This window comes from Solibacillus cecembensis, assembly GCF_050272495.1.
In the GTDB taxonomy this organism is placed as follows: Bacteria; Bacillota; Bacilli; order Bacillales_A; family Planococcaceae; genus Solibacillus; species Solibacillus cecembensis.
Genome location: NZ_JBNNMF010000016.1, coordinates 35,580 through 52,157, shown reverse-complemented (window position 1 = coordinate 52,157; position 16,578 = coordinate 35,580). Strand labels below are relative to the sequence as shown.

At 37.3% G+C, this 16,578-nt stretch carries 18 protein-coding genes; all 18 read left to right on the top strand.

From position 1 onward, the window contains the following. The first annotated feature begins 8 nt into the window (after window positions 1-8). Window positions 9-974 carry an asparaginase gene (locus ACQKIH_RS14655; protein WP_427767290.1) on the top strand — a complete coding sequence of 322 codons (966 nt, stop codon included), beginning with the start codon at window positions 9-11 and terminating at the stop codon, window positions 972-974. A 123-nt stretch (window positions 975-1,097) separates the two neighbouring features. Continuing rightward, window positions 1,098-1,775: a glutamic-type intramembrane protease PrsW gene (gene prsW / locus ACQKIH_RS14650; protein WP_427767287.1), complete on the top strand. Its 678-nt coding sequence runs from the start codon at window positions 1,098-1,100 to the stop codon at window positions 1,773-1,775. Window positions 1,776-1,982: 207 nt separating this feature from the next. After that, a complete protein-coding gene (sleB, locus tag ACQKIH_RS14645; RefSeq protein ID WP_427767405.1) occupies window positions 1,983-2,732 on the top strand; it encodes a spore cortex-lytic enzyme in 750 nt (249 codons plus the stop codon). Window positions 2,733-2,741: 9 nt separating this feature from the next. Then, complete coding sequence (locus ACQKIH_RS14640) at window positions 2,742-4,025, top strand: PepSY1/2 domain-containing protein (protein WP_427767284.1); 1,284 nt, start codon at window positions 2,742-2,744, stop codon at window positions 4,023-4,025. A gap of 92 nt (window positions 4,026-4,117) precedes the next feature. Then, window positions 4,118-4,771 (top strand): flagellar brake protein, encoded by a 654-nt coding sequence (locus tag ACQKIH_RS14635; RefSeq protein ID WP_427767281.1) that lies wholly within the window; start codon window positions 4,118-4,120, stop codon window positions 4,769-4,771. A 120-nt stretch (window positions 4,772-4,891) separates the two neighbouring features. Further along, window positions 4,892-5,566 carry a (d)CMP kinase gene (gene cmk / locus ACQKIH_RS14630; RefSeq protein WP_427767279.1) on the top strand — a complete coding sequence of 225 codons (675 nt, stop codon included), beginning with the start codon at window positions 4,892-4,894 and terminating at the stop codon, window positions 5,564-5,566. Window positions 5,567-5,704: 138 nt separating this feature from the next. Beyond that, window positions 5,705-6,844, top strand: coding sequence for a 30S ribosomal protein S1 (rpsA, locus tag ACQKIH_RS14625; protein WP_427767277.1), 1,140 nt, complete (start codon window positions 5,705-5,707; stop codon window positions 6,842-6,844). 207 nt (window positions 6,845-7,051) lie between these two features. Continuing rightward, on the top strand, window positions 7,052-8,362 hold the full coding sequence (gene der, locus ACQKIH_RS14620) for a ribosome biogenesis GTPase Der (protein ID WP_057982207.1): 1,311 nt from the start codon (window positions 7,052-7,054) through the stop codon (window positions 8,360-8,362). Window positions 8,363-8,543: 181 nt separating this feature from the next. After that, the gene (locus ACQKIH_RS14615; RefSeq protein ID WP_427767274.1) at window positions 8,544-9,557 is read left to right on the top strand and encodes an NAD(P)H-dependent glycerol-3-phosphate dehydrogenase; all 1,014 of its coding nucleotides are present in this window, start codon (window positions 8,544-8,546) and stop codon (window positions 9,555-9,557) included. 144 nt (window positions 9,558-9,701) lie between these two features. Then, window positions 9,702-9,947 (top strand): DUF2768 domain-containing protein, encoded by a 246-nt coding sequence (locus ACQKIH_RS14610; RefSeq protein ID WP_057982890.1) that lies wholly within the window; start codon window positions 9,702-9,704, stop codon window positions 9,945-9,947. An 18-nt stretch (window positions 9,948-9,965) separates the two neighbouring features. Continuing rightward, the gene (locus ACQKIH_RS14605) at window positions 9,966-10,688 is read left to right on the top strand and encodes a hypothetical protein (RefSeq protein WP_057982212.1); all 723 of its coding nucleotides are present in this window, start codon (window positions 9,966-9,968) and stop codon (window positions 10,686-10,688) included. A 114-nt stretch (window positions 10,689-10,802) separates the two neighbouring features. Next, window positions 10,803-12,335, top strand: a complete 1,533-nt coding sequence (gene spoIVA / locus ACQKIH_RS14600; RefSeq protein ID WP_427767270.1) for a stage IV sporulation protein A — start codon at window positions 10,803-10,805, stop codon at window positions 12,333-12,335. A 191-nt stretch (window positions 12,336-12,526) separates the two neighbouring features. Next, window positions 12,527-12,799: an HU family DNA-binding protein gene (locus ACQKIH_RS14595; RefSeq protein ID WP_057982214.1), complete on the top strand. Its 273-nt coding sequence runs from the start codon at window positions 12,527-12,529 to the stop codon at window positions 12,797-12,799. A 343-nt stretch (window positions 12,800-13,142) separates the two neighbouring features. Next, window positions 13,143-13,712 (top strand): GTP cyclohydrolase I FolE, encoded by a 570-nt coding sequence (folE, locus tag ACQKIH_RS14590; RefSeq protein ID WP_057982216.1) that lies wholly within the window; start codon window positions 13,143-13,145, stop codon window positions 13,710-13,712. Between the two features lie 58 nt (window positions 13,713-13,770). Then, window positions 13,771-13,989, top strand: a complete 219-nt coding sequence (mtrB, locus tag ACQKIH_RS14585) for a trp RNA-binding attenuation protein MtrB (RefSeq protein WP_057982218.1) — start codon at window positions 13,771-13,773, stop codon at window positions 13,987-13,989. A 34-nt stretch (window positions 13,990-14,023) separates the two neighbouring features. Further along, window positions 14,024-14,764, top strand: coding sequence for a heptaprenyl diphosphate synthase component 1 (locus ACQKIH_RS14580; protein WP_057982220.1), 741 nt, complete (start codon window positions 14,024-14,026; stop codon window positions 14,762-14,764). A gap of 24 nt (window positions 14,765-14,788) precedes the next feature. After that, entirely contained in the window at window positions 14,789-15,490 is a 702-nt protein-coding gene (locus ACQKIH_RS14575) for a demethylmenaquinone methyltransferase (RefSeq protein WP_427767266.1), read from the top strand. A 22-nt stretch (window positions 15,491-15,512) separates the two neighbouring features. Then, the gene (gene hepT, locus ACQKIH_RS14570) at window positions 15,513-16,487 is read left to right on the top strand and encodes a heptaprenyl diphosphate synthase component II (RefSeq protein WP_083493557.1); all 975 of its coding nucleotides are present in this window, start codon (window positions 15,513-15,515) and stop codon (window positions 16,485-16,487) included. Window positions 16,488-16,578: the final 91 nt, after the last annotated feature.

Below are 16,578 nucleotides of genomic sequence, written 5' to 3'. Positions count from 1 at the left end.
TGAATCGCTTGAAGAAAAAAGTCGTTTTAATTACAACGGGTGGTACAATCGCAAGTACCCGAAATGATAAAAATAAACTAGAATCTGGTAAGTTGAATGGCGATGCGATCTTAGCAATGTGTCAATTGGAAAATGACATCGATATCGAGTTAATTGATCTGTATCAAATTCCGTCGATGCATATGACCTATGACCATCTGAACTTATTGAATACAACGGTTCATCAAGTGTTTGAAGATGCAGCAGTTAGCGGTATCGTTATTACACATGGAACGGATAGCTTAGAGGAAACAGCGTATTTTCTAGAGCTTACAGTAAATGATGAACGCCCGATTATCGTAACAGGTTCTCAAAAATCGCCAGAAGATATTGGGACAGATGTGTATTCGAATTTGCGTAACTCGCTGTTAGTTGCTTTGAGCGAACAAGGGAAAAACATCGGCACATGCGTCGTGTTTAATGAACAAATACTTCACTCTAAATATGTGAAAAAAATTCACTCTTCAAGCATTAATGGATTTGGAGCGATTGGTTATGGCATGCTAGGCTATATTGATAATGATGAAGTGGTTATTTATCAAAAACCTACACAAAGAGAGTTTTATTCGATTCAGTCAAGCTACCCAAATGTTGAAATTATTTATGCTTATTTAGGGGCAAGTTCAATTTTATTGAATGCTTTATGCGAAGCGAAGGTTGAAGGTGTTGTATTAATTGGTGCGGGACGTGGTCAAGTCGTTCCAGCCATGATTAATCCGATTGAACGATTATGCAGCAGTGGGACGAAAGTTGTTTTAACGACGGCCACAGAAGAAGGACGCGTATTCCCAACGTATGATTATCCTAGTAGCGCCAATAATTTAAAGGATATCGGTGTTGTAATGGGTGGCGATTTTGACCCGAAAAAAGCACGACTTAAATTGATGCTAATGCTCGCAAATGGGATAACAGATTTTGATTCATTCATGCATTAAGCAAAGAAATTCTCGACTCGGCTGGAATTTTGCCGAGTTTTTTGTTTTTATTAACGATTTAGTTGTAACCAAATTAAACATGGTATACTATTAATAACTTGTTTTTGGAGAGGAGCCGGCCAAATGTTCATATTGTTATTATCCGCAGCAATTGCGCCGGGATTGGCCCTTTTGAGTTATTTTTACCTTAGAAATCAAATGGACACAGAGCCTCGGAGAACGCTTCTTCAATCATTTATTTATGGCGCGATCATTACGTTCCCCATTCTTTTCATCCAATTCGTATTAAAGGAAGAGCAAGCATTTTCAAGCGTCTTTTTTTCAAATGTCATATTTACGAGTACAATTGAAGAATTTTTTAAGTGGCTCGTCATTTTTGCAGTTATTTTAAAACATGTAGAGTTTGATGACCCGTATGATGGGATTTTATATGGCGCGGCCGTTTCGTTAGGCTTTGCTACGGTTGAAAACGTCATTTATTTAGTATCCTTTGGCATAGATCAAGCCTTTATGCGCGCATTTTTACCCGTATCAAGCCATGCTTTATTTGGTGTTGTAATGGGCTATTATTATGGAAAAGGGAAATTTTCGACAGAGGGTATCCAGAAAAAATATATCTTTTTAGCATTGCTCGCACCTGTGATCTTACATATTTCGTATAACTCCATTTTAATGATGAAGGAATACTTTTTATATGCGATGTTGCCATTCATGTTCTTTTTATGGTGGTTCGCATTAAGAAAAGTAAAGCAAGCGCACGAGCATTTAGTCGAGCATTTATCTCGCATGAACGGACATTAAGATTTTCATAGGATAAAATGAATGTAAACAATAAGCTAAGCGCTTCCGATTGAACGAATCAATCGGAAGCGTTTTTTTTTTTGGTTTTATGAAAGTTATATGCAAACTATTTTAAGTGTATCGTATTTTTTTACGTATAATAACTGCATAATTTTACATCCTATTAGAAAAGGGAGTGAAAGTGTTTTGAAAAAATTAATTTATTTAATGGCTATTGTTTCATTAAGTTTTTCAATTAATGCATCCGCTTTTTCAAATCAGGATGTTCAACGCGGAGCATTTGGAGACGATGTCGTAGAATTACAGGCGCGTTTGCAGTATATCAGTTTTTACCATGGAGCAATTGACGGTAAGTTTGGTTACGGCACGTATTGGGCGTTAAGAGAATTCCAAGAAAAATACGGGTTGCCAGTAGATGGGATTGCAGGAAAGGCAACGAAGGATAAACTGGCGAATAATTCAGATTTTGATAAAGCATATGTAGATAAGCAAATTAAATCAGGCAATCGCTTTACTTATTACGGCGGAACTCCATTAGACCAGCAAGTGAAAAATGGGGGCGGCTCTAATTCGACTTCCTCTATGCAACTGCCTGTGAAATATAGTGAACAAGATTTACAACTTATGGCGAATGCTGTTTATGGAGAAGCGCGCGGGGAAGCATATGAAGGACAAGTTGCAGTAGCTGCGGTTATTTTAAACCGCTTGGAATCACCTGAATTCCCAGATACTATTTCAGAAATAATTTTCCAACCATTGGCGTTTACAGCGGTTGCTGATGGTCAAATTTGGCTCGAACCGAATGAACGAGCGAAACAAGCAGTTTTGGATGCGATTAATGGCTGGGATCCATCTGAAAATGCACTGTATTATTTCAATCCTGTGACAGCTACAAGTAAATGGATTTGGTCGAGACCACAAATTAAACAAATAGGAGAGCATATTTTTTGCTTATAAGGTGATAGTATGAAAAACTTTTCGTATTTACTAGGTTTGTTCGTTGTTATACTCGCATTTGTTGCATATGATCTTTACGATAAAAATAAACAACTTGAACGTAGCGTGCATGCATCGTATACGAATGATTTATCTACCGCGACAGAAAAGTTAACTTTACTTCACCGTTCTGTATCGCAGTCATTATTGTTCCAAGATGAACGTGCATTAACGACCGAGCTGGACAATATTTGGAGACTTAGTAGTGAATTAAGAAAATCCGTATCCAATTTACCACTGCAAGATGAGGTTCAAACACAATGGATGCGTTATTTAGGGAGGATTGGAAACACCGCGAAAATGACAGCAGATAGTGGTGATTTCAATAATTGGCAATCTACAATGGAACCCGTTTCGGCCAATTTGAACGCATTTGCTGAAGAGTGGAATGTCGCAACCGTTTCGTTTTATGAAAATAACGGGGATTTTAATAAATGGTCCGCTAATAAAGCAATGGAAATTAAAGATTCACCATTTTTAGGGGCATCCAAGCAGCTTAAATCCTATAACGAAACGGATTTCCCTTTAACAGCAAGTGAGTCTGATTTTGAAAAGAAACGTGATTTGGAGCATTTATCGGATCAACCGATTACGAAAAAACAAGCGATAGAACAGTTTAAAAAATATTTCCCTGAAATTTCAGACGCAGCAATTACTGTAACAAAGAGTAGAGATGATGCACCGTATCCTTTTTATCATATCCAATTCATTCGAGGGACAAGAGTGGGCTATGCGGATATTACAGAAAAAGGGGGGCATTTACTATCGTTTCTAATGGAAAGACCAGTGGCTAAAAGTGCATTGTCACATGAAGAAATACTTGATACGGCAAAGAAATTCATGAAAAAAGTAGGCTATGAAGATGTTGTAATATCAGAAACACGTGAAAATCATGAAGCTTGGCATCTAGTATTTACACGCGTATATGGTGAAGATAATGCACTCGTCTACCCAGACAGCATACAACTGAAAATTGCCAAAGATAATGCTGAAATATTAGGAATTAGTGCGATGGAATATGTTCAAGAAGAAAAGATTCCACAACAAGCAGCACTTCCGATTAATTGGGAAACTTTTTTTGCTGACAATGTGAAAGTGGAAGAAGTAAAAAATATTTATACAGCGGATAATACGTTTACACTACGTAAATGCTATGAGGTCATTGCTCGAATCGATAATAATTTCCAAGACACCTTCCGAATTGTTATTGATGCGGAAACACATAGAGTGGTAAAAAATGAAAAATTAAAGTGATTTCTCGGTAAACAATATAAGGATTAGGTAGATAAATTTACCGTATCATGCGATAATGAAGCTACTAATCTTTATAGTACGAGGAGAAAAAAATGGAATTAAAAATGGGTACTCTTTTGACATTAGAACCAATCTATACAGAGCGTGTAGAGAAGTTCCGTTGTCGAATTGTGGAGCAACATAATAATGTAATTTTTATTGATTATCCAGTAAATGTACTAACGAAAAAAACAGCCTTTTTAATTGATGGAGCACAATTTCGAGTAACTTTTAGTACAGATTCGAAAGAAAATTATGCATTTACTACAGAAGTACTTGGTCGTAAAGCAGGCAATGTACAAATGATTTTGTTGTCGTGCCCACCTAAAGAAGGTTTTATTAAAATCCAACGAAGAGAATATGTTCGTGTTGAAACACCTGTAGATGTTGCGATTGAATTTAATAATCAATTTTATCAATTCAAAGCAGAAGACATTAGTGCAGGTGGTACAGCAATCCTCATTAAATCACCCGTTGGATTTAAAGAAGGTGACCTGGTAAAGGCATTCGTTGTTCTGCCATTTACAAATGGGGATATGAGTTATGTAGAGACGGATGCCATCATTGTTCGTATATTTGAAAGAGATGAGATTCGTATCGCTTCTGTCCAGTTTACGGATACAGATGATGTGGATCAGCAACATATTGTCCGTTTTTGTTTTGAACGTCAGTTGCTATTCCGTAAAAAAGAATTGAATGAAAAATAATGAAAACCGCCATTAAAAAAATGGCGGTTTTTATTGTTTTTAGTGGAGAAGAATCATGCATTGTATATGAAAAATCAAAGTGGATTATGATACAATATAGACGGAAAGTAGGGATTATTTATGATGAAAAAAATTCAAATTGCAATCGATGGCCCAGCTGGTGCAGGTAAAAGTACCATCGCAAAAATCGTCGCGGAAGCATTGAACTTTACTTATATCGACACAGGGGCAATGTATCGGGCAGTTACGTATAAAGGGATAAATGAAAACATACAATTACATGACGCAGAAGCTCTTGAAAAAATGCTGCGCACAACAACGATTACATTAAAGCCTTCAGAACAAGGACAACTCGTATTTGTTGATGGTGAAAATGTTTCTGAAGCAATTCGTTCAAATGAGGTTACATCCAATGTTTCACAAGTTGCAGCCCACGCTAATATTCGTGAGATTTTAGTAGCTATGCAACAACAACTTGCTGCAAATGGTGGAGTTGTTATGGATGGTCGAGACATTGCAACACATGTTTTGAAGGAGGCGGAGTTAAAAATATTTATGTCTGCAACGGTTGAAGAACGCGCACACCGTCGTTACTTGGATAATGTGCGTCGTGGGATCACTTCGACAATTGAGTCGCTGCAAGAGGAAATTGCACTGCGAGACAAATTAGACAGTGAACGTGAAGCGTCGCCGTTAATTCAAGCTGAAGATGCCTTATTTTTAGATACAACGAATTTATCGATCGACGAAGCAGCGCAAGCAATTTTAAAATTGGCACATGAAAAAACACTTTAGAAATGAAACGCAAGTTACGGTGATGCACCTTAACTTTTCCCTACATGTAAAAAAATTCTAAAAATAAAGGGATATTTTTTGTTTTTATCGAACATTTGGAATAAACTAATAAGTGGAATATGCGAAGGAGGGTTACATATGTCTGAAGAAATGAATTTAGGGTTAGACCAAGAATTTCATGAAGGAGATATTGTGAAAGGTGTTGCTGAGCAAGTTGAGGATAAGTCAGTAACAGTTTCAATAGAGGGTGCGCCTTTTAATGGAATTATACCGATTAGCGAACTTTCAAGCTTACACATTGAAAAAGCTTCGGATGTGGTATCTGTAGGAGATACGCTCGAGCTTATGATTACGAAGGTAGAAGAAAGTAATTTTGTTTTATCAAAACGCAAAGTAGATGCACTACAGGCGTGGGATCATTTAGAAGCAAAACTTGAATCTGGTGAAATTTTCGAGGCAGAAGTAAAAGATGTGGTAAAAGGCGGACTTGTCGTAGATTTAGGTGTACGCGGCTTCGTACCAGCTTCATTAGTAGAAGATCATTTCGTTGAAAACTTTGATGATTATAAAGGGCGAACAATGAGCTTTAAAATTACTGAATTAGATAAAGAAAAAGGGCGATTGATTTTATCACACCGTGCCGTTTTGGAAGAGCAAAAATCTTCTAAGAAAAAACAAGTGATTAGTTCCATTCAAGAGGGTGATATTTTAACAGGTAAAGTACAGCGTTTAGCGAGTTTTGGTGCATTTATCGACCTTGGTGGAATTGATGGCTTAGTGCATATATCTCAAGTTGCGCACGAGCATGTGGATGATGTATCCGCTATTTTACATGAAGGGCAGGAAGTAAAAGTAAAAGTGCTTTCTGTGGATCCATTAAATGAGCGCGTTTCATTATCTATTAAAGATACGCTAGCTGGTCCTTGGGTTAATATTGAGGCAAATGCTGCAAAAGGCCATGTATTAAAAGGTGTCGTGAAGCGTTTAGTAACATTTGGTGCATTTATTGAAGTGTTCCCAGGAATAGAAGGGCTTGTGCATATTTCGCAAATTGCCCATAAGCATATTAATACACCACATGAAGTTTTAAAAGAAGGACAAGAAGTTGAAGTGAAAGTGCTTGAAGTGAACGCACAAGAAAAACGTCTAGCATTAAGCATTAAAGCATTACAAGAGAGTCCTGAAAAAGAAGAGGACTTCGAATATGAGTTACCAGTTGAAGCAACAGGCTTCTCATTTGGCGATTTCATTGGCGATCAATTAAAGGGCTTTAAATAAACGATAATTCAAAACGAATTTAGGGAGTAAAACCTCTCCTAAATTCGTTTTTTTAACTTGATTCAGTAGGGGGAACTCCCCTGAATATAGGAACTCAGGCTAAGAACGCCGCGTCGGAATTGATTTTGAATGTTGCGAAAAAATGATATTACAAGCAATTTCGTGTATAATACATAAAAGATAAGTGTTTGGAAGGGTGAAGTACAGATGACAAAACCAGTAATCGCCATCGTAGGACGTCCGAACGTAGGTAAATCAACAATTTTTAATCGTATTGTTGGAGAACGTGTATCCATCGTGGAAGATATCCCAGGTGTTACACGTGACCGTATTTATAGTTCGGCTGATTGGCTAGCGCATGAATTTAATATCATTGATACAGGTGGTATTGAAATAGGAGACGAACCATTTTTAGAGCAAATTCGTCAACAAGCAGAAATCGCAATTGAAGAAGCGGATGTAATCATTTTCTTGACGAATGGTCGTGAAGGTGTCACAGCAGCAGATGAACAAGTTGCAAAAATTTTGTATAAAACGAAGAAACCAGTCATATTAGGAATCAATAAAATTGATAATCCGGATATGCGCCATATGATTTATGAATTTTATAATTTAGGATTCGGTGAGCCTTGGCCAATTTCTGGTTCACACGGCTTAGGTTTAGGGGATCTTCTTGACGAATGTGCGAAGCATTTCCCACAACAAGACGAAGAACAATATGGGGAAGAAACAATTAAATTCTCATTAATTGGTCGTCCAAATGTAGGGAAATCTTCATTAGTGAATGCATTCTTAGGACAAGAGCGTGTTATTGTTAGTGAAATTCAAGGAACGACACGTGATGCAATTGACTCGCCGTATACGCATGATGACCAAGATTATGTCATCATTGATACAGCAGGTATGCGTAAAAAAGGGAAAGTGTATGAAACGACAGAAAAATATTCTGTTTTACGTGCACTTAGAGCGATTGAACGTTCGGATGTTGTTTTAGTCATTTTAAATGCAGAAGAAGGTATTCAAGAACAAGATAAAAAAATTGCTGGATACGCTCATGAGGCAGGAAAAGCAGTTATTATCGTAGTTAACAAATGGGATGCCATTGCAAAAGATGAAAAAACAATGAATTTATATACAGAGCAAATTCGCGAGCATTTCTTATTTTTAGATTATGCACCGATTGTCTTTGTATCAGCTAAAACAAAACAACGTGTATTAACAATTTTACCGGTTATTAAACGCGTGAGTGAAAATCATGGAATGCGTATTCAATCATCAATCTTAAATGAAGTGATTGAAGATGCAGTAGCACGTAATCCGGCACCAACAGATAAAGGACGTCGTTTACGTATTTACTATGCAACACAAGTGGCAATTAAGCCGCCGACATTTGTTGTCTTTGTAAATGAACCAGAAATCATGCACTTCTCTTATGTACGTTTCTTAGAAAACCGTATACGAGATACGTTTGATTTTGAAGGTACACCACTACGTTTAATTACACGTGCTCGTGACTAATGAATCGGATTGATTAGGCGCGACTGGCACTTAATCAAATAAATTTATAAAAGAATATTTCTTTTTCACAGCAGAGGCGCTAGTTTATTTCGATGAACTAGCGTTTTTGTACAACTAAAGAGCTCGTATTCCGAGTTTGTATAATACTTTTCTAAACATTGGGGAATGACGGAGGATAATAATGAAAGAAAATGTAGTAGTATTAGGGGCTGGCTCGTGGGGGACTGCGCTGGCGATTGTTTTGGCAGAAAACGGTCATAACACATTGATTTGGTCTCATCGTGAGGATCAAGCAAACGAAATAAATGAACAGCATACAAATAAAAAATATTTACCCAATACAATTTTACCGTTAAATTTAGTAGCGACACATGACTTAGAAAAAGCAGCAAAGCATGCTTCAACAATTGTCATGGCAGTTCCAACAAAAGGAATTCGTGAAGTTTGTGCAAATATATCGCAATTTTTAACGGAAAAAACATTATTTACACATGTTTCAAAGGGGATTGAGCCCGATTCGCTAATGTGTATTTCTGAGATTATGAAAGAAAGTTTAAAACCTGAAATACTTGGGGATATCGTTGTGCTATCAGGACCTTCTCATGCGGAAGAAGTTGTTTTGCAACATCCTACGACAATTGCGGCAACGTGTGAAAACTTGGAAGCAGCAGAAAAAGTGCAAGATTTATTTATGAACCATTATTTCCGCGTTTATACGAATGACGATGTGATTGGTGTAGAAATTGGCGGCGCGTTAAAAAATGTTATCGCCTTAGCTGCGGGAATTACAGATGGCCTGCAATATGGTGATAATGCAAAAGCCGCGCTCATTACACGTGGGTTAGCTGAAATTACAAGATTAGGTGTCAAAATGGGCGGTAATCCATTTACATTTGCTGGCTTGACGGGTATGGGCGACTTAATTGTTACATGTACAAGTGTGCATTCAAGAAACTGGCGCGCAGGAAATATGCTCGGCAAAGGAATGAAGTTGCCGCAAGTGTTAGATGAAATGGGCATGGTTGTAGAAGGTGTGCGAACAACGAAAGCGGCCTACCAACTTGCGAAAAAATATGAAGTGACGATGCCAATCACATCCGCTTTATATGAAGTGCTTTTCAATAACATGGAACCAAAAGAAGCGGTTGACCAATTAATGATTCGAATGAAAAAAAGAGAAATCGATGAAATGTAGTAAAAGATGATAAATTGTCACAATTAGGGAGGTATGCGCGCATACCTCCTATTCTTTTAGTTGTGAAAACGCTATAATTATTAGCGGAATAGAAGTAACTAGTTATGAAAGGCGGTTTTATCGTTGCAACACATATTGCAGTTTATGAATCCTACATTTTTGATCGTTGCGTCAGCACGTGGCCCGTTAGATGCTATGGGTGCACTTGATATTATGTGGGTGTCATTTTATTCAATCGGTTTATTATTATTATCTGTTATTATGATTTCGGCAGTACGTAAATGGGTACATAATGCGTTTTTATCATTTATACTCCGATTAATTGCTTTCGGGATGTTTTTGATAGGTTCAATATTGATGGTACTCGTAGTCTTTACGTGGCCAAATTAATGATGGGGGAAGAACAAAATGAAGTGGTCTAAACTATGGCTTATTTTTTCACTTGTGACAATCGTTTTAGTTGGTTGTGGTTCGCCAGCTAATTTTGATCAGTCAAGTTTGCGTCCAGATGTGGATATGTTAGCAGGCGTGCAAAGAGCAGTGGATGAATTCCAAAAAGATACGGGTGTTTTACCAATTAAAACACGCGATCAAGATACGGATATTTTTATTAAATATTTAATTGATTTCGATAAGCTTGTTCCAAAATACATAGGCTCACCACCAGCTAATGCATATGAAAAGGGTGGTATTTTCCAATATATGATTTGGGACCCAGAAGAAAATCCGACAGTAAAACTGGTCGATTTACAGGCTCCTGAACGTATACGCGAAGTAAATATTCGTTTCTCAGCAACGAAATATCCACAGTTTAAGGATAAAGTAGTTGAGCATGTGTATACGATTAATTTTAAAAATATTGGTTATCAAGAAGATATAACAGTTCCAAGCCCGTATTCAAATAATGAATTGCCAATTTTAGTCACGTCAGAAGGCAATTTGTATGTGGATTATTCAATCGACTTATATCAATACATGCAAGACAATAATATTACTGCGACACCAGGAGAGGACATTCGAAAGTTATTAGTGGATGCCTATTCAGTCGTGCCTGCCTATTCATTACCTTACACGGTTGATGAAAATAATGAACCGGTCATTATGTATGATCCGTTGAAAATAGAAGAGTAATACTTAAGAGTTCTCGTGCATTTGATGCGCGAGAACTTTTTCATATTTAGAGAGAAGAATACATATAGTATTGTTGAGGGTGCTTCAAATGTGAACATCAAACAAGATTGAGAAATGCAATTCGATGTTCATGTGGAATGTGAAGTTTTGGAAAAGGGAGGAACGGCAATTAGCGATCAAATTTTTCAGCAACTCGCAGAACGAACAAATGGCGATATTTATATTGGGGTAGTGGGTCCGGTTCGAGTGGGGAAGTCAACATTTGTTAAAAAGGTGATGGAAGGCGTTATTTTACCGAATATTTCAAATGCAGAAGATCGTATGCGTGCAATGGACGAGTTACCACAAAGCTCTCCTGGACCCGTTATTATGACATCTGAACCAAAGTTTGTTCCAGCTCAAGGGACATCGGTAACAATCGGAGAAAGTGAGATGCCATTCCGTATTCGACTCGTCGATTGTGTAGGGTATGTCATTGACGGGGCAAAAGGTTATCAAGATGAGTCTGGGCCGAAATATGTGCATACACCTTGGCATAATGAACCGATTGCATTCCAAGAAGCAGCAAAAATGGGTACCGATAAAGTCATTCGAGATCATGCGAATCTAGGTATTGTCGTGACAACGGATGGTACAGTAAATGGTATGAGTCGAGCAGCTGCACAAGTTGCAGAAGAGCAAATTATTGAGCAGTTAACGGACATTGGCAAACCTTTTGTTTTGGTTTTAAATAGTTCGATACCAACCTCTAATGAAACGACCAATCTGCGCAATGCCCTTATTGAACGCTATGATGTGCCAGTAATCGCGATTTCAGTCGATAAGATGCAGCCAGCAGATGTGGCGTATATTTTACAAGAAGCATTATTTGAGTTCCCAGTAAATCAAATTGAAGTGGAAAAGCCGGATTGGTTAGAAATACTCGATGATCATCATGAATTAAATGAAACATTAACATTTGCTGTGGAGCAATTGCAGGATGGTCTAATGAAAATCCGTGATGTGGATTCAGCGAGTGCCATTTTACAGCAAATTGATTTTGTTGAAAAATGTAATGTTGAAAGAATGGACCCAGGTTCAGGAATTGCTACATTAAGAGTGGCAGTCGATGGGGAGACTTATAAAAAGGTTTGCCAGCAATGGTTAGAGAAGCCAGTCGACACGAAAAAAGATTGGTTATTATTTATTAAAGAAGCTGCCGAGGCAAAACAAGCGCAGAAGAGATTCCGAGAAGCAATTTCAGATGCGCGCGAGGAAGGATATGGTGTGACACTGCCTTCAATGGATGAATTTGTTCCGAGTGAGCCAGAATTAATTAAACAAAATAACTTTTTCGGTGTACGTATGAAGGCAAACGCACCATCGTATCATATTATTCGTATTGATATGGAAGCGGAATTTTCACCGCTTATTGGCTCTGAATTCCATAGCCAACATTTATTGAAAGATTTACAACATGCGTATGATCATGACCGTCAAGCGTTGTGGGAAACACAATTATTTGGGACACCATTACATGAAGTGTTAACAGAAAGTATTCGCTATAAAATGCAAGTCGTACCAACAAGTGCGAAAAATCGTATGCGCTTAATGATGGAACGGATGGTGAATGAAGGAGAAAAAGGTCTAATTACGTTTATTATTTAATTAGTAAATCAATTGATTCGACATAAAAAAATGTACAGGACAGTTCACTTTATAGGTGAAATGTCCTGTAATTTGCGTTTTTCCATAAAAAATAGGCAAAACATGCATGAATACAGTTGCGCCGCGGTTTTCTGTGTGTTACTCTTTTTACAGGATTTAGATTCATGACCCTTTGAGAGGAGGTGAATGGTGTGAATAAAACAGAATTAGTAAACGCTGTTGCTGAAGCGGCAGGTCTTTCTAAAAAAGATGCTTCCAAAGCGGTTGAAGCTGTATTTGATACAATTCAAGATGCTCTTGCAAAGGGTGATAAAGTACAATTAATCGGTTTTGGTAACTTTGAAGTTCGTGAACGTGCGGCTCGTAAAGGACGTAACCCACAAACTGGTATGGAAATCGAAATTGCTGCGAGCAAAGTACCTGCTTTCAAACCAGGTAAAGCGCTTAAAGACGCTGTAAAATAATTTTTACCGTCTAGCGTTACATAGAGCAGTCTTCAGAATTTCTGAAGGCTGCTCTTTTTAGCGATAAGACCGGATATGGTGTGACATCCACCGGAGCTTAACTTGATTCAGTAGAAGTAGGGACTTCTGCTTAATCAATTTAAAATGACAAGATATACATATGTAATATCACCTATAGTGGCATGCATTTATTGTCGAATTAAGTATACAGTTTTTGAACTTCTTGACGAGATATGCTACGATTCACTTGGTGAAATACAAACGAAAAGTGATCTACATAGATAGAACAGACAATTAAAAACTTAATGATTCCGTTTTGGATAATTTAGGAGGAAATAGTTTCATGACGAATGTTGATTTAAAGAAAATTGAAGAAGCAGTAAAAATGATATTAGAAGCGGTTGGTGAGGATGTTGAACGAGAAGGTTTACTCGATACACCGAAGCGCGTTTCAAAAATGTATGCGGAAATGTTTAGCGGCTTAAAGGAAGATCCACGTGAATATTTTAATACGGTTTTCCATGAAGACCATGAAGAGTTAGTACTAGTGAAGGATATCCCATTCTTTTCGATGTGTGAGCATCACTTAGTACCTTTTTATGGAAAGGCGCATATTGCGTATATTCCAAAAGACGGGAAAGTGGCAGGACTGAGTAAATTAGGACGTTGCTTAGAATCGGTTGCACGTCGCCCTCAATTGCAGGAGCGCATTACATCGACAGTAGCGGATACAATTATGGAAATGCTCGATCCAAAAGGTGTTTATGTCATTATTGAAGCAGAACATATGTGTATGACAATGCGCGGCTTAAAAAAACCTGGCGCAAAAACAATTACATCGGTTGCACGTGGTATTTACGAGCAAGATGATGTTAAACGTAATGAAGTTATTTCATATGTTCAGATGTCTTAATTAACGTCTTTTATGTTATGATAAATAAAGGAATTCTAATGGTGAGGAGATACAAATAATGGCACAAGATTATATTATCATTGAAGCAGAAGAAGATGGCGTTCACGTAATTGGACTTACACGTGGTACGGATACAAAATTTCACCATTCTGAAAAATTAGATGCTGGCGAAGTAATGATTGCGCAGTTTACAGAACATACATCGGCTATGAAAATTCGTGGGAAAGCAAAAATTCATTCGACACACGGTATTGTTCAAAGTAACGGGAAGAAATAAACGATTGAAACAACACTGAAATGGAGTAATTTCTATGAGTGCAACATACATTACACAATCTATTCAGCAATTAAAATCAAATATTTTCATGCATGTTCGTCATAGAGCATTACTACAAAATGTCGGAGAACCCATCTTGAATAAGGAACAGTTGTTTTTTATTCAGCTACCGTTTTTAGATGGGAAACCATCAGATGACGACCGTAAAATAAGCGCAATAACGGTTGGGATTGTGCATGCCTCCCTTTGTGAACATGAAAAAATAAAAGAACAAAATGCGACTGGTAAACAGCAACAACTAACAGTGCTTGCTGGTGATTACTATAGTGGTCGTTATTATCAATTATTAGCGCTATCTAAAAATATCCAACTTATACAAAAGTTATCTAAAGGCATTGTCAATCGCTGTGAACAACAGATTAAAATTTACGAACCTGTGAAAAGACCGCTTCACGAGTGGATTGACAGTATAAGCATCATTGAATGTGAATTAATTGAACGATATTATGAAGCATATGAATTTACACAATATAAAAATGTTATGAAAAAAACGTTAACTTATTTACGATTGAAACAGGAGTTTTCGTTGATTAAAAATGGTGAGGAAAGCTTTTTTTCTAAGCAATTACATAATGACAAATTCAACTCACCGACTATTCAAAAAGAATTGCAAGAAGAACTTATGAAGAGGCAGGACGAATTGAAAAGGATTGTGGAGCACACACCAATACAACCCGAATTAAAACAATATATCGAGCACTTGATCACTTCATAAGTGAATAAGAAAGGTTTTGAAAACATGACAAAATCGAAAGAACAACATGTTCATGAAGTATTTGAGAGTATTTCAGAAAGCTACGATAAGATGAACTCTGTTATTAGCTTCCAGCAACATATCAAATGGCGCAATGATACGATGAAGCGCATGGCTGTTAATAAAGGTTCAAAGTGCTTGGATGTTTGTTGTGGCACAGCGGATTGGACGATTGCTTTAGCACAAGCTGCTGGTGAAGAAGGCGTTGTTAAAGGGCTAGATTTTAGTCAAAACATGTTGAATGTAGGACTTCAGAAAACAGCTGCCATGCCACATGTGGAGTTAATTCATGGGAATGCGATGGAATTGCCATTTGAAGATAACACATTTGACTTTGTAACAATTGGCTTTGGATTGCGTAATGTACCAGATTATTTGCAAGTGTTGCGAGAAATGCATCGTGTCGTAAAACCTGGAGGAATGGTCGTATGTTTAGAAACATCACAATCGGAAATTCCTGGTTATCGTCAACTATTCCGCTTCTATTTCAAATATATTATGCCGGTGTTCGGAAAGCTTTTTGCGAAAAGTTATAAAGAATATTCTTGGTTACAAGAGTCTGCAAATGATTTCCCAGGTATGAAAAAATTAGCGCAACTGTTCAAAGATGCAGGTATGCAAAATGTAACATATAAAGCTTACAGTGGTGGGGCAGCCGCAGTGCATATAGGCTTTAAAAAAGAATAATAGTGAGAGTGGGTTTTGACGCGTGGAAAAGATGAAGCTAAAAATACTATACGCTGATATTAAATCAGATATAGAAATCATCGAAAAAGAACTAGAAAATGCGCTAAGTTCATCTTCTCACTTATTGAATGATGCCTCACTTCATTTATTGCAAGCGGGTGGAAAACGGATTCGACCGGTATTTGCGTTACTAAGTGCGAAATTTGGTGACTATAATATTGAGCGAATGAAAAATATTGCCGTACCGTTAGAATTAATCCACATGGCATCATTAGTGCATGATGATGTCATAGATGATTCGGATATGCGTCGAGGTAGACACACGGTAAAAGCGCAGTGGAATAACCGTGTCGCGATGTATACAGGGGATTTTATATTTGCGAGAGCATTAGAATATGTCACAATCATTGAAAATCCTCAAGCCCATCAAATTTTAGCTGAAACAATGGTTGAACTTTGTAATGGTGAAGTCATTCAAATTGAAGATAAGTTTCGTTTAAATCAAACGGTTAAAGATTATTTCCGCCGTATTAAGCGTAAAACAGCACTGTTAATTGAATCAAGTTGTGAACTAGGGGCGGTCGTTAGTGGAGCAGATGAAAAAACGACACGTCATTTAAAACGCTATGGCTATTTTGTTGGGATGAGCTTCCAAATTATTGATGATATATTAGATTTCACTGCTACGGACAAGCAGCTAGGCAAACCAGCAGGCAGTGACTTCATTCAAGGGAATATTACATTACCTATATTATTGATGAAGGAAGATCCTCAAATCGTCCCATATATAGAAAAAGTATCAACGGGTGAGCTAACAGAAGAAGAACGCCAAGCGATGTTACAACTTGTGCGTAGATCAAATGCGATAAAAGAAGCGACAAAAGTTAGTAATTTATATTTAAAAAAGGCTTTAGCTGAAGTTGAAAAATTACCAAATAATCCTACAAAGAAAAAAATGCGCGATATTGCATTGTTTATGGGGAAGCGAAAATTCTAGCAAAATCGAGCACTCTGCTAATATTTGTTGCAGTTTGAGCTTGTCTTTGGTAATATTTATCGGTAGGTGTAAAACCTTTTATCTAATTTTA